Here is a 14,152-nt window from a genome sequence, read left to right as displayed (position 1 = left end):
CGGGGGTTGCGGTCCTCGGCCGCCCTCGGGACGACCGCCACACCATATTTATGCTGTGGTCCGACTTGTTTGGTGACGTTACCGGAGCCGCGGACGGACTCCGAGTACCGCCGTACCGACGCGGACGTGTGTCGCTCCGGCGGCCACCGCTTCCTCGAGGTCCTGGCTCATCCCTGCCGAGACCATGTTCGCAGCAGGATGGGCCTCGCGCAGGCGGGATGAGATTTCCATCAACCGATCGAAGGCAGCACGGGGTTGGCCCGCATATGCGCCGGCGAGCGGTGCTACCGTCATCAGCCCGTCCAGCCGCAGGCCGTCCGCGGCCGCCACGGCGTCGGCGAGTGCGTCGACGCCGTCGGGGGCGACCCCGCCGCGCTCGCCCTGCGTTCCCGACTCGGCGTCCAGGGCGACCTGGATGAGGCAACCGAGCCGCCGTCCCGCGGCGGTGGCCGCGCCGGACAGCGCGCCGACCAGCCGGAGCCGGTCGACGGAGTGCACGTGATCAGCGTAACGGACCACCGCGCGGGCCTTGTTGGTCTGCAGCTGGCCCACGAAGTGCCAGCGCAGCGGCAGGTCCGCGGACGCGGCGGCCTTCGGCCCCGCCTCCTGGTCGCGGTTCTCCGCCACGTGCCGCACGCCGAGTCCGGCCAGCAGCCGCACGTCCGACGCCGGGTAGGTCTTGGTGACCACGATGAGCGTGACGTCCTCGCGGTCCCGGCCGGCGGCCCGGCACGCGGCACCGATGCGCTCCTCCACCCGCGCGAGATTCGCGGCGAGTTGGTCGAGCCGGTCCGAACTGCCGGAGGCAGGAGTGTCGTTCACGCGGTCCCGTCCAGCCAGACGTAGCCCGCGAGCCGCCCGGTGACGGACTCGCGGCGGTAGGAGAAGTGATCGGCGGACTCCAGGGTGCACACCGTGGGCGCGTCGGCGATCCGCACGCCGGCGTGGGCGAGTTGGGCGCGCACCCCGGCGCTCACGTCGATCGCCGGCGTGCCCCAACTGGTGGTGGCGAACGCCTCCGGTACGACCGCGGCCACCTCGTCGCGCAGCGCGGCGGGCACCTCGTAGCACTTGCCGCACACCGAGGGGCCGATCACCGCGGTGATCCGGTCGGGCCGGGCGCCCTGCGCGGCCATCGCCTCGACGGCGGCGGGCACGACGCCGGCGGCCAGTCCGGGACGGCCGGCGTGCGCGGCCGCGGCGACCCCGGCCACCGGGTCGGCCAGCAGCACCGGGACGCAGTCGGCGGTCAGCACGGCCAGCGTCAGGTCGGCGCGGGTGGTGACGAGCGCGTCGACCGCCGGCACCGGGCCGTCGCCCCAGGGCCGGTCGACCACGGCGGTGTCCCGCCCGTGCACCTGGTTCATCCACACCACGCGCTCCGGGTCGCGGCCGAGCTCCCCGGCCGCGCGGGCGCGGTTGGCGTGCACGGCGGCCGGGTCGTCGCCGACCGCCCCGCCGAGGTTGAGGCTGTCATACGGAACGGCGCTCACCCCGCCCCACCGGTCGGTGAAGGCGAAGTGGGCGCCGCCCACTGCTGTGCGATGCCCTATCACTGCCGGGCGGTCACTTCAGGAAGTCGGGGACGTCGAGCTCTTCGGCCGAGTCCTGGTACGGGCGGGCCGGCGGCACGATCGGCGGGATCACCGGCGGCGCGATCGGGGTCTCGGCGACCGGCGCGGACTCCGGGTCGCGGTCGGCCGGGGCCGGGATGCTGCCCAGCCCGTTGAAGGACGAGGCCGGGCGCGGGGGCTCGGGCCGCGGCGGGACCGGGGACTCGTCGCGCGAGGCGTACGTGCCGACGTTCTTGTCGCGGCTGCCCTTGGTGGGCGGCTGGCCGCCGTCGAAGCCCGCGGCGATGACGGTGACCCGGACCTCGTCGCCGAGCGCGTCGTCGATCACCGCGCCGAAGATGATGTTGGCCTCCGGGTGGGCGGCCTCGCTGACCAGCTGGGCGGCCTCGTTGATCTCGAACAGGCCGAGGTCGGAGCCGCCGGAGATGGACAGCAGCACCCCGCGGGCGCCGTCGATGGACGCCTCCAGCAGCGGCGAGGAGATCGCCATCTCCGCGGCGGCCACCGCCCGGTCGTCGCCGCGGGCCGAGCCGATGCCCATGAGGGCCGAACCGGCCTCTGACATCACGGACTTCACGTCGGCGAAGTCCAGGTTGATCAGGCCCGGGGTGGTGATCAGGTCGGTGATGCCCTGCACACCGGAGAGCAGCACCTGGTCGGCGGAGCGGAACGCGTCGAGCACGCTGACCTGGCGGTCCGAGATGGACAGCAGCCGGTCGTTGGGGATGACGATCAGGGTGTCGACGTTCTCCCGCAGGCCCGCGATGCCGTCCTCGGCCTGGTTGGCCCGGCGGCGGCCCTCGAAGGTGAACGGCCGGGTGACCACGCCGATGGTCAGCGCGCCCAGCGAGCGGGCGATGTTGGCCACCACGGGGGCGCCGCCGGTGCCGGTGCCGCCTCCCTCACCCGCGGTGACGAAGACCATGTCGGCGCCCTTGAGCACCTCCTCGATCTCCTCGCGGTGGTCCTCGGCGGCCTTGCGGCCGACGTCCGGGTTGGCGCCGGCGCCGAGCCCGCGGGTCAGCTCACGGCCGACGTCGAGCTTGACGTCGGCGTCGCTCATCAGCAGGGCCTGCGCATCGGTGTTGATCGCGATGAACTCGACGCCCTTGAGACCGACCTCGATCATCCTGTTGATGGCGTTGACGCCACCGCCGCCGATGCCGACGACCTTGATGACTGCGAGGTAGTTCTGCGGTGCTGCCACGTCGAAGGCCTCTCGCCTCGAGTTACGAATCGGGTGGGACGGTCGGTGTGTTCCCGTTGCCGTTCCCGAACCCTAACGCTGAGGTTTAGGGTTACCGGTATGTCTGTCCCGTGTTCCTTTGGAACGAGACACTAAGTCGACAAGCGGTGATGGTTCAACGAACACGCCGAACCTCCCGTTTTTCTTTTCACCCTATGTGATCACGCCGTACGGCGTCCTGCCAGGGGTCGCACTCCCGGGTCGCCTGGTCAGCGGGCCCGTCAACTCCCCGATGCGGCAGGGGAAGTGGGGGCGCTGACATCGAATCGACGGGCATGCGGTTCGGCCTTCATCAGAGCCGTCAGCACCGTGGCCTTGAAGGCCCCCTGTTCCGCGCTCCCCCACATCACCTCGCGGCCGCCCGCGAGTTCGACGGTGATGCCGTCGTAGGAACGCACCCGGATCGCGGTGGCCCGTCCGCGCACCGAATCCGGGAGATCCGCGGAGACCAGGATCGCGGACTGCAGCAGCCGGCTGGTGGGGAACACCCGCAGGCTGGCCGCCGCCCCGGTGGTGTCGGGCGTCAACTGGACCAGCGGGACACCGGCCGGGGCGCGGTCCACGGTGGCGAACCGCACGCCGTCCCGGTCGACTTCGGTGAACTTCGAGCCGTTCCTGAGCACCGCGGACGGCACGCGCTCGGTCACCGTCACGCTGATCGTGTGCGGCCAGGACCGGGTGACGTCCACCCGCTCCACCCGCGGCAGCGCGGCCAGCAGCCGGCGACGGACGGCGCCGGTGTCCACGGAGGCCAGCGGGCCGCCGAGCGGCACGGCCGCGGCGTGCTCGATCTGCCCGGCGGTCAGCACCCGTTCGCCGTGCACCGTCACCCGCGTCGCGCGCAGCCAGCTCGACCCGTACACCGCCCAGGTCCCGCCGCCCGCGAGCACGGTGAGCAGCACCAGGAGGATCAGCGTGGTCCGGCGCGAGGGCGGGGTGATCCGCAGCCGCGGGCGCCGGTCGCGGCGGACCGCGGGCGGTTGCCCCGCGGGCCCGGTGCCGCGCGGCCTGGCCTCGATCCCGGCCACCCTGCCTCCCCCACGTCGACGGCTGCGGGGCAGAGCTGCCCCGTCTCGCCTTATCGTGCCAGCCCGGGCGCCCAACTCCGCGGGACGCGCCCCCGGCGCGCCCTGCCGCGGGCGCCCGGGTGCGTCCCGCGGCGCCGCCGGCTCACTTGTGCCGGGCGGCCACCGCGTCGTGGACCATGGAGACCAGCAGCTCGTCCGCGTCCCGGCGGCCGAACTCGGCGGCGGCGCGCGACATCGCGTACAGGCGGTGCGGGTCGGTGAGCACCGGCAGGACGTTGCCGAGCACCCAGTCCGGGGTCAGGTCAGCGTCGTCGACCAGCAGACCGCCGCCGGCCTTGACCACCGGCTGGGCGTTGAGCCGCTGCTCGCCGTTGCCGATCGGCAGCGGTACGTAGGCGGCCGGCAGCCCCACCGCGGACAGTTCGGCGACGGTCATCGCGCCGGCCCGGCAGAGCATCATGTCGGCGGCGGCGTACGCCAGGTCCATCCGGTCGACGTACGGCACCGGGCGGTACGGCGGCATGCCGGGCATGTTGTCGGACCGGGGCAGCTCGTTCTTCGGGCCGACCGCGTGCAGGATCTGGACGCCGGACTGCTGGAGCCGCGGCGCGACCGTGGCGACCACCTCGTTGAGCCGCCGGGCGCCCTGGGAGCCGCCGGAGACCAGCAGCGTCGGCAGGTTCTGGTCGAGGCCGAAGGCGTGCCGGGCCTCGGGGCGGGCCGCGGCGCGGTCCAGGGTGGCGATGGTGCGGCGCAGCGGGATGCCGATGTAGCGGGCGTCACGCAGCTTGCTGTCCGGGGTCGAGACGGCGACCGCGTGGGCGTACCGCGAGCCGATCTTGTTGGCGAGGCCGGGGCGGGCGTTGGCCTCGTGCACGACGATCGGCACGCCGAGGCGCTTGGCCGCCAGGTAGCCGGGCAGCGCGACATAGCCGCCGAAGCCGACGACGACGTCCGCCTTGGTGCGCTCCAGCACCTGCTCGGCGGCCTTGATGGTGCCGCGCAGCCGGCCGGGCACGGTGATGAGTTCGGGGGTGGGCCTGCGCGGCAGCGGGACGGCGGGGATCAGCGCCAGTTCGTAGCCGCGTTCCGGTACCAGCCGTGTCTCCAGGCCCTTCTCGGTGCCCAGGGCCGTGATGCCCACGGTCGGGTCCTGCCTGCGCAGGGCATCGGCGAGCGCGAGCGCCGGCTCGATGTGGCCGGCGGTCCCCCCACCGGCGAGTACGACATGCACCGAAATTCACCGCTCTCCGGACGGCCGCCGTCTGGCGCGCCGTCGCATCGTCCGTCTCACGACCCCCGTCAGGGAGTTGTTCCGGCCCCGCACGGCCAGAGCCGCTCGCGCGGACGGCTCGCTCCTGGCGAAGGAGATCAGCAGCCCGATCGCGAACATCGTCGGCAGGAGGGCGGATCCTCCGTAGGAGAACAGCGGGAGCGGAACCCCGGCGATCGGCAGCAGGCCGAGCACCGCACCGATGTTGATCACGGCCTGGACCGTGATCCAGGTGGTCACGCCACCCGCTGCGAACCTGACGAAGGGGTCCTCCGTACGACCGGCCACGCGGATACCCGCGTAGCCTAGTGCCGCGAAGAGGGCGAGTACGGACAGCGTCCCTGCCAGGCCCAGTTCCTCCCCGGTCACCGCGAAGATGAAGTCGGTGTGCGGCTCGGGCAGTTCGCCCCATTTCTCCACACTTGCCCCGAGTCCGGTGCCGAACCAGCCGCCGGACGCCAGCGCGTAGATGCCGTGCACGGCCTGCCAGCACTGGTCGTTGCTGCCCGGCGAGGTGGCCGCGATGCAGTGCAGCCGGCCCATCCGGTTGGGGTTGGTGGCGATCGCCAGGGCGGCCAGCGCGGCGGCCCCGGCGAGCACGCCGGCGAACAGCCGGGTGGGGGCGCCGGCCAGCCAGAGCATGCCGAAGAGCATGGCGGTGAGGATCATCGTGGTGCCCATGTCGCCGCCGAGCATGATCAGCCCGAGCAGCAGCACGGTCACCGGGACCAGCGGCACCAGCAGGTGCTTCCACTGGACGAGCAGGTTGCGGTCGTTCTTGCGGGCGAGCAGGTCGGCGCCCCACAGCACCAGCGCGAGCTTGCCGAACTCGCTGGGCTGCAGCTGGAACGGGCCGCCGATGGACAGCCAGTTGGTGTTGCCGTTGACCGTCATCCCTATCCCCGGCACCTGCACCAGGCACATCAGGAACACCGCGCCGAGCAGCAGCGGGTACGCCAGCGCCCGGTGCAGCCGGACCGGCGCGCGGGCGGCGAACCACAGCAGCACCGCGCCGATGGCCACCGCCAGCAGCTGCTTGCGGAAGTAGAAGGTGGACGGCAGCCCGTAGCGCAGCGCCTGGATCTGCGAGGCCGAGTACACCATCACCAGGCCGAGCACGGTGATCAGCAGGCCCGCCCCGAGGATGACGTAGTAGGCGGTCAGCGGGCGGTCCCAGGCCGTCCGCAGCCGCCCCGGCAGCCGGGCCGCACCCCGCAGCGCGCTGCCGCGCGGCCGGACCGAGTAGCCGCTCATGCGCCCCCTCTTTCGTGCGCCGCTCCCGCGCCCGACGGGAGCGTGCTAGTCCTCGCCCCGGCCTTCGCCCAGGGACGTGCCGGCCGATGCCCGGTCCAGCTCCCGCACCGCGTCCGCGAACATCTCGCCGCGCTGGTTGTAGTTGGTGAACATGTCCATCGACGCGCAGGCCGGCGCCAGCAGGACCGTGTCGCCCGGCCGGGCCAGCTCCTGCGCGAGGGCCACGGCGGCCGACATCGCCCCAGTGTCGGTCCGTTCCAGCTCGGTGACCGGGACCTGCGGCGCGTGTCGCGCGAGGGCTTCGCGGATCAGCGCCCGGTCGGCGCCGAACAGCACCGCCGCGCGCAGCCGCCCGGCCGCCCGCGCGGCCAGCTCGTCGAACTCGGCCCCCTTGGCGAGTCCGCCGGCCAGCCACACGATCGAGTCGTAGGCGGCCAGCGAGGCCTCCGCGGCATGGGTGTTGGTCGCCTTGGAGTCGTCGACGTAGGTGACGCCGTCGACGGTGGCCACCTCGGCGATCCGGTGCGCGTCCGGGGTGAAGGCGCGCAGGCCCTCGCGCACCGCGGCCGGCGGCACGCCGTAGGCGCGGGCCAGGGCCGCGGCGGCCAGCGCGTTGGCGATGTTGTGCGGCGCGGCGGGGGTGACGTCGCCGGTCTCGGCAAGCTCCTGGGCCTGGTGCGCCCGGTCCTCGACGAAGGCCCGGTCGACCAGGATCCCGTCGACGACGCCGAACTCCGAGGGGCGGGGGGCGTTCAGGGTGAAGCCGATGGCCCGGCAGCCCTCCTCGACGTCGGCCTCCCGGACCAGCCGCTCGGTCTCCGGGTCGGCCGCGTTGTACACGCAGGCGACCGTGTTGCCGTGGTAGATCCGGCCCTTGTCGGCCGCGTAGGCGGCCATCGAGCCGTGCCAGTCCAGGTGGTCGGGCGCGAGGTTGAGCACCGCGGCGGAGTGCGGGCGGATGCTGGGCGCCCAGTGCAGCTGGTAGCTGGACAGCTCCACCGCGAGCACGTCGTAGTCCTGCTCGCCGAGCACCACGTCCAGCAAGGAGACGCCGATGTTGCCGACGGCGGCGGTGCGCAGGCCGGCCGCGGCCAGGATGGCCGCGAGCATGCGGGTGGTGGTGGTCTTGCCGTTGGTGCCGGTGACCGCGAGCCAGGGGGCCGCGCCCGGCTGCCGCAGCCGCCAGGCGAGTTCGACGTCGCCCCAGATCTCCACGCCCGCCTGCTCGGCGGCGAGGAACAGCGGGCTGCTCGGCTTCCAGCCGGGGGTGGTGACCACCAGCTCGGTGCCCTCGGGCAGCGTGTCGCCGTCGCCGAGCCGCGTGGTGACGCCCAGCGCCTCCAGCTCGGCGGCCTCGGCCCGCTGCTTGTCCCCCGCGGTGGCGTTGACCACGGTGACCTGCGCGCCGAGCCGGTGCAGCACCTTGGCGGCGGGCACGCCGGACACGCCGAGCCCGGCGACGGTGACCCGGACGTCCTTCAGTTCCACGGCGGCCTCCGGTCCGTGCTCGGCGGCGGTCACGAGGCGGCCACCCAGGCGGCGTAGAAGACGCCGAGCCCGACGGCCATGCACATGCCCTGGATGATCCAGAACCGGACCACGATCAGGACCTCGCTCCACCCCTTGAGTTCGAAGTGGTGCTGTAGCGGGGCCATCCGGAACACGCGCTTCCCGGTGAGCCGGAAGGAGCCGACCTGGATGACGACCGACATGGTGATCAGGACGAACAGGCCGCCGAGGACGGCCAGCAGCAGCTCGGTGCGCGAGCAGATCGCGAAGCCGGCCAGCGCGCCGCCCAGGGCCAGGGAGCCGGTGTCGCCCATGAAGATCTTCGCCGGCGAGGTGTTCCACCACAGGAAGCCGAAGCAGGCGCCCATCAGCGCGGCGGCCACCACCGCCAGGTCGAGCGGGTCGCGTACCTCGTAACAGGCGCCGTTGGCGCTGACCGGGGCGCCGCACCACTGGCCGTACTGCCACACGCCGATGACCGTGTACGCGGCGAAGACCATCACCGAGGCACCGGTGGCCAGGCCGTCCAGGCCGTCGGTGAGGTTCACGCCGTTGGACATCGCCAGGATCATGAACAGCGCCCAGACCACGAAGATCACCGGGCCGACCGACCAGCCGAAGTCCGTGGTGAAGGAGAGCTTGGTGGACGCCGGGGTCTGACCGCGCGAGTCGTGGAAGTTCAGCGCGAGCACCGCGAAGGCGATGCCGACGATGAGCTGGCCGGCCATCTTCGCCTTGGCCCGCAGGCCCAGGCTCCGTTGCTTGACGATCTTGATGTAGTCGTCGAGGAAGCCCACCAGGCCCATGCCGAAGGTCAGGAACAGCACCAGCAGGCCGGACATGGTGGCCTTCTCACCGGTGACCAGCTTGGTGATCACATAGGCGAGCACCGTGGCCAGGATGAAGGCGATGCCGCCCATGGTGGGCGTGCCGCGCTTGCTGTGGTGGGCCTTCGGGCCGTCGTCCCGGATCATCTGCCCGTAGCCCTTGCGGGCCAGCAGGCGGATCAGCAGCGGGGTGCCGAACAGCGACAGGAACAGCCCCAGGACGCCGGAGACGAGGATCTGCTTCATCGGGCGGCACCCTCGATCAGCGCGAGCGCCACGGACTCGAGCCCGACCGACCTCGATGCCTTCACCAGCACGACGTCCCCCGGCCGCACTTCGCTGCGCAACAGTTCGATCGCCGCCTCAGCGTCGGACACGTGCACCGACTCCTCACCCCACGAACCCTCGTTATAGGCGCCCATTTGCAGCCAGGCGGCTTCGGTACCGCCCACGGCCACGAGCTTGCTGACGTTGAGCCGGACGACCAGCCGCCCCACCGCGTCGTGCTCGGCCAGCGACTGCTCGCCGAGTTCGGCCATCCGTCCCAGCACCGCCCAGGTACGGCCCCCCCGCGCCTGTGCCGAGGCGCCCATCGCGGCCAGTGCGCGCAGGGCTGCCCTCATGGATTCGGGGTTCGCGTTGTAGGCGTCGTTGACGACCGTCACGCCGTCGGGACGCTCGGTGACCTCCATCCGCCAGTGCGACAGCGAGCCGGCCTCGGAGAGCGCGATGGCGATCTCCGGTGCGGGCATGCCGAGTTCACCGGCTACGGCGGCCGCGGCAAGCGCGTTCGACACGTGGTGCTCACCGTACAGGCGCAAGGTCACATCGGCGCACCCGGTGGGTGTGTGCAGGCTGAAGACGGGCTGTCCCCGGTCGTTCAGCCGGACATTCTCGGCACGGTACGCGGCGTTCTCGCTCTCGCCGAAGAAGACCACCCGGGCCTTGGTCCGGCTCGCCATGTCCCGGACGAAGGGGTCGTCGGCGTTGAGGACGGCGATGCCGCCCTCCTCCGCCGGCGGCAGCCCCTCGACCATCTCCCCCTTGGCGATCGCGATCTGCTCGCGGCCGCCGAACTCGCCGATGTGGGCACTGCCGACGTTGAGCACCATGCCGATCCGCGGCGGCGTCAGGCTGGTCAGGTACCGGATGTGGCCGATCCCGCGGGCGCCCATCTCCAGCACCAGGTGCCGGGTCTTCTCGTCGGCCTGCAGCGCGGTCAGCGGCAGCCCGATCTCGTTGTTGAGCGAGCCCGGGGTCCACACCGTGGGCGCCAGCCGGTCCAGCAGCTGGGCCAGCAGGTCCTTGGTGCTGGTCTTGCCCGCGGAGCCGGTGAGCGCCACCGCGGTGGCGCCCAGCAGCGCGATCACATGGCGGGCGAGCGCGCCGAGCGCGGCCTGCACGTCGTCCACCACGATCGCGGGGACGCCGACGGGCCGGGCCGCCAGCACCGCGACCGCGCCGTCGGCGACGGCGCCCGCGGCGAAGTCGTGGCCGTCCGCGCGCTCCCCGGCGAAGGCCACGAACAGGGCGCCCGGCACCACCTCACGGGAGTCCCTGACCACGGGTCCGGTGACCCGCACGTCGCCGTCCGGTATGTCGTGCATGCTCCCGCCGACCGCGCGTGCGACCTCGGCGAGGGTGAGGGGGATCACAGCTGTTTCTGGTCCTTCTCGATCGCGGCGCGCAGCACCTCTCGGTCGTCGAAGGGGCGCACCTCTCCGGCGATGTCCTGGCCCTGCTCATGGCCCTTGCCTGCCACCAGCACGATGTCGCCGGGCCGCGCGTGAGCGACGGCCACGGCCACCGCGGCGGCCCGGTCCGGTTCGACGATGACATGGCCCCGCTCGGTGGCGGGGACGCCTGCTGCTCCGTCCAACATCGCGGCGAGGATAACCAGCGGATCCTCCGATCGCGGATTGTCCGAGGTCAGCACCGCGGTATCGGCGAGCCTGGCGAGCGCGGCGCCCATCGGACCGCGCTTGGTCCGGTCCCGGTCGCCGCCGCAGCCGAGCACGGCGTGGATCCGGCCCTGCGTGGTGGTCCGCAGCGCCCGCAGCACCGACTCCACGGCGTCGGTCTTGTGCGCGTAGTCCACCACCGCCAGATAGGGCTGGCCGGCGTCCACCCGCTCCAGCCGGCCCGGCACGCCCGGCACCGCGGCGACACCGTCGGCGGCCGCCTGCGGGTCGAGCCCGGCGGCGGCCAGCGCGGTGATCGCGGCGAGCGTGTTCGCCACGTTGAACGGGCCCGGCAGCGGGGCCACCGCCTGGACGTGCTCGCCCTTGGGCCCGATCACGGTGAAGCGGCTGTCCAGCAGCCCCGCCTGGACGTCCTCGGCCCGCCAGTCGGCGTCCAGCCGGCCCTCGGCCGAGTATGTGACGAGCGGCACGGTGGCCTCGGCGACCAGCCGGCGGCCGTACTCGTCGTCCAGGTTCACCACGCCCAGCCGGCTGCGGCGCGGGGTGAACAGCTGCGCCTTGGCCTGGAAGTAGTCCTCCATGCCCGAGTGGAACTCCATGTGCTCCGGGCTGAGGTTGTTGAACACCGCCACGTCGAACAGGGCCCCGTCGACCCGGCCGAGGACCAGGGCGTGGCTGGAGACCTCCATCACCAGCGACTCCACGCCGCGCTCGCGCATCACCGCGAACAGCGCCTGCAGGTCGGTGGCCTCCGGGGTGGTCCGCTCGCTCTTGAGCCGCTCCTCGCCGATCCGCGTCTCCACGGTGCCGATCAGCGCGGTCGCGCCGGGGCGGGCGCCGCGCAGGCCGCCCTCGACGAGATACGCCGTCGTGGTCTTGCCGGAGGTGCCGGTGACCCCGACCCGCAGCATCCCCTCGCCGGGCCCGCCGTAGACCCACGCCGCCAGCTCGCCCATCACGGCCCGCGGGTCGGGCACGGTCAGCACGGGCAGGCCGGTGGCCGCGGCGCGCTCGGTGCCCGCCGGGTCGGTCAGCACGGCGACCGCGCCGGCCTCGGCGGCCTGGGCGGCGAAGTCGGCACCGTGGAAGCGGGCACCCGGCAGCGCCGCGTACAGGTCCCCCGGACGCACCGCGCGCGAGTCGTGGGTGATGCCGGTCACCTCGGCATCACCGGCCGGGGCAGCCGAGGGGGACGAGCCGCCGGTCGCGGCCACCCCGAGCCGGCCGGCGAGCTCCGCCAGCGGCTGGGGACGCGGATGCGCCGGGCGCGGCGCGCCCGGCTGTCTGAGGGTGTGATCAGCGTTGGGCACGGCGGTGAGGTTACCCGGCTGCCGGGGTTCCGGGCCAAAATCACCCGGTCGCGGCCCGAGCGGGTCGCGGCCCGGGCCGGCCGTGCGGCGCTGCTGGTCAGCGAGCCGGTCCACGCTCGTCACGGCGTTTTCTGCCCGGTCGCGGGCACCGGATCCGACGGGTTGAAGTCGATCGGCAGATTCGGCGCGGGTTTGCCGGAAGGCGGCACGCCCAGGGACTTGAGGCCGAACTCCATCACCTTCTTGAAGACCGGGCCGCAGATCTCGCCGCCGTAGTAGCTGCCCTTGGTCGGGTTCTGGATGACGCAGGAGACGGTCAGCCGCGGGTTGTCGGCCGGCGCGAAGCCCATGAACGACGAGGTGTAGCCCTTGTAGCGGCCGGTGTCGGGGTCCACCCGGTTGGCCGTACCGGTCTTGCCGGCGACCCGGTAGCCGTCGATCCGGGCGTAGACGCCGGTGCCCTGCTCGCTGCCCACCACGGACTCCAGCATCTGCGAGAGCGTGGCGGCGGTCTGCGCGCTGACCACCCGGGTCTTCTTCGGTGCCGGGGCCGGTACGAACCGCCCGTCGGGTCCGGTGACGCCGCGGATCAGCGACGGCTGGACCCGCACGCCGCCGTTGGCGATGGTGGCGTACACCGAGGTGGCCTGCAGCGCGTTCAGCGACAGGCCCTGGCCGAACGGGATGGTGTACTGCTGCGAGGCGTTCCAGTCCTGCGGCTTGGCCAGGATGCCGGGGGTCTCGCCGGGGAAGCCGACGCCGGTCGGCGAGCCGATGCCGAACTTCTTCAGGTACGAGTAGAGCACCTGGTTGGCCTGCGGCTGGGTCCTGCCGAGCTGCTGGCTGGCGAGGATCGTGCCGATGTTGCTGGACTTGGCCAGCACGCCGTTCAGCGTCAGGTACCAGGTGCCGTGGTCCACGTCGTCGTGGAAGACCCGGTCGGCCCGCGGCAGCGTGCCCGGCACGGTGACGCGGGTGTACGGGGTCGCGGTGCCGGTGTCCAGGATGGCGGCCATCGACATGAGCTTGCTCACGCTGCCGGGCTCGTAGGCGTCCTGCACCGCGGCGTTGCCGAGGGCCGCGGGGTCGGCGTGGGTGAGGTCGTTGGGGTTGTAGCCGGGCGCGTCGGCCATGGCCAGGATCTCGCCGGTCCTGTTGTCCATGACGGTCACGTACCCGCGATCGGCGTGGGACTTCTCCACCTGGGCGGTGATGGCGCTCTGCGCGGCCCACTGGATGTCGCGGTCCAGGGTCAGCTCGATGTCGCTGCCGGGGACCGCGGGCTGCTCCTGGGTACCCGCGGTGGGCACCTGGCGGCCGTTGGACTGGGCGTAGCGGATCTTGCCGTTGGTGCCGGACAGCTGCTTGTTCAGCATCGACTCCAGGCCGCCCGCGCCCTGCCCGTCGCCGTTGACGAACCCGATGACGCCCGCGGCCAGGTCGCCCGCCGGGTAGACCCGCTTGGAGTGCGGCTCGCTGAAGATGCCGGCCAGCACGTCGGCGCCCTGGCCCTTGGCGGACTTGGCGGCGAACCCCGCCTTCAGGTCCTTGATCTGGTTCCACGCCTGCGGGGACTGCTGCCGGGCGATGATCTGGTACCGGGACTTCGGGGCGGCCAGCTGCTGGGCGATCTTCGTGGCGTCCCCGCCGACGATCGGCGCGAGCAGCTCGGCCGCCTGCTGCGGGGCGTCGCCGACCTTGGCCTGCCCGGGCGTGAACAGGTACGGGTCGGCGGTGATGTCGTAGGCGTCGACGGTGGTCGCCAGGTCGGCGCCGGTGCGGTCGGTGATGGTGCCGCGGTCGGCGGTGACCTCGTGCGTCACCCAGCGGTTCACGGCGGCCTTGGCGGCGTACGCGGACGCGTCCACGGCCTGCACCTGCAGCAGCCGCACCACAAACACGGCCATCACGATCGTCAGGGCGGCGCCGACCAGCCGCAGCCGCGGCCGGGGACGTCCGAGCCGCACCGGGCCGCGCGTCGGCGGCCGCACCGGGCCGCGGCCCTGCCGCGGTGGCGAGGGCCGCCGCGGCGGCGCCAGACGGCTGCCGCCCGCGCCCTGCGCCCGTACCGCGCCGCCCGAGCCCCGTGAACCCTGCGCACCCTGCCCGCGCGCCGACCCGCCGCCCGCGCCCTGGCCGCGGGCCGAGGCCGATCCGGCACCCTGCGCCCGCGCCGAGCCGCTGCCTCCCGCGCCCTGGCCGCGGGCCG

At 73.1% G+C, this 14,152-nt stretch carries 11 protein-coding genes; all 11 read right to left on the bottom strand.

Annotation, left to right across the window (positions count from 1 at the left end):
- Positions 1-78: 78 nt before the first annotated feature.
- Complete coding sequence (locus tag ACH4TG_RS02770; protein ID WP_398240048.1) at positions 79-822, bottom strand: YggS family pyridoxal phosphate-dependent enzyme; 744 nt, start codon at positions 820-822, stop codon at positions 79-81.
- Positions 819-1,556, bottom strand: a complete 738-nt coding sequence (gene pgeF / locus ACH4TG_RS02765) for a peptidoglycan editing factor PgeF (RefSeq protein WP_398240046.1) — start codon at positions 1,554-1,556, stop codon at positions 819-821. Before pgeF ends, ACH4TG_RS02770 begins: the two co-directional genes overlap by 4 nt.
- A gap of 10 nt (positions 1,557-1,566) precedes the next feature.
- A complete protein-coding gene (gene ftsZ, locus ACH4TG_RS02760; protein ID WP_398240045.1) occupies positions 1,567-2,781 on the bottom strand; it encodes a cell division protein FtsZ in 1,215 nt (404 codons plus the stop codon).
- Between the two features lie 260 nt (positions 2,782-3,041).
- The gene (locus ACH4TG_RS02755) at positions 3,042-3,848 is read right to left on the bottom strand and encodes a cell division protein FtsQ/DivIB (RefSeq protein WP_398240043.1); all 807 of its coding nucleotides are present in this window, start codon (positions 3,846-3,848) and stop codon (positions 3,042-3,044) included.
- 142 nt (positions 3,849-3,990) lie between these two features.
- Entirely contained in the window at positions 3,991-5,082 is a 1,092-nt protein-coding gene (gene murG / locus ACH4TG_RS02750; RefSeq protein ID WP_398240041.1) for an undecaprenyldiphospho-muramoylpentapeptide beta-N-acetylglucosaminyltransferase, read from the bottom strand.
- A 6-nt stretch (positions 5,083-5,088) separates the two neighbouring features.
- Positions 5,089-6,375, bottom strand: a complete 1,287-nt coding sequence (gene ftsW / locus ACH4TG_RS02745) for a putative lipid II flippase FtsW (RefSeq protein ID WP_398240040.1) — start codon at positions 6,373-6,375, stop codon at positions 5,089-5,091.
- Positions 6,376-6,420: 45 nt separating this feature from the next.
- Positions 6,421-7,896 (bottom strand): UDP-N-acetylmuramoyl-L-alanine--D-glutamate ligase, encoded by a 1,476-nt coding sequence (murD, locus tag ACH4TG_RS02740; protein ID WP_398240038.1) that lies wholly within the window; start codon positions 7,894-7,896, stop codon positions 6,421-6,423.
- Entirely contained in the window at positions 7,893-8,957 is a 1,065-nt protein-coding gene (gene mraY, locus ACH4TG_RS02735; RefSeq protein ID WP_398240037.1) for a phospho-N-acetylmuramoyl-pentapeptide-transferase, read from the bottom strand. Before mraY ends, murD begins: the two co-directional genes overlap by 4 nt.
- Positions 8,954-10,366, bottom strand: coding sequence for a UDP-N-acetylmuramoyl-tripeptide--D-alanyl-D-alanine ligase (gene murF / locus ACH4TG_RS02730; RefSeq protein WP_398240035.1), 1,413 nt, complete (start codon positions 10,364-10,366; stop codon positions 8,954-8,956). Before murF ends, mraY begins: the two co-directional genes overlap by 4 nt.
- Positions 10,363-11,943 carry a UDP-N-acetylmuramoyl-L-alanyl-D-glutamate--2,6-diaminopimelate ligase gene (locus tag ACH4TG_RS02725; RefSeq protein ID WP_398240033.1) on the bottom strand — a complete coding sequence of 527 codons (1,581 nt, stop codon included), beginning with the start codon at positions 11,941-11,943 and terminating at the stop codon, positions 10,363-10,365. Before ACH4TG_RS02725 ends, murF begins: the two co-directional genes overlap by 4 nt.
- Positions 11,944-12,062: 119 nt before the next feature.
- Positions 12,063-13,910 carry a peptidoglycan D,D-transpeptidase FtsI family protein gene (locus tag ACH4TG_RS02720; RefSeq protein ID WP_398240031.1) on the bottom strand — a complete coding sequence of 616 codons (1,848 nt, stop codon included), beginning with the start codon at positions 13,908-13,910 and terminating at the stop codon, positions 12,063-12,065.
- Between the last annotated feature and the right edge of the window lie 242 nt (positions 13,911-14,152).

It is taken from the genome of Streptomyces sp. NPDC020917 (assembly GCF_044333795.1).
Taxonomy (GTDB): Bacteria; Actinomycetota; Actinomycetes; order Streptomycetales; family Streptomycetaceae; genus Actinacidiphila.
The sequence above is the reverse complement of the archived record's forward strand: the minus strand, read 5'-3'. Positions and strand labels throughout refer to the sequence as shown.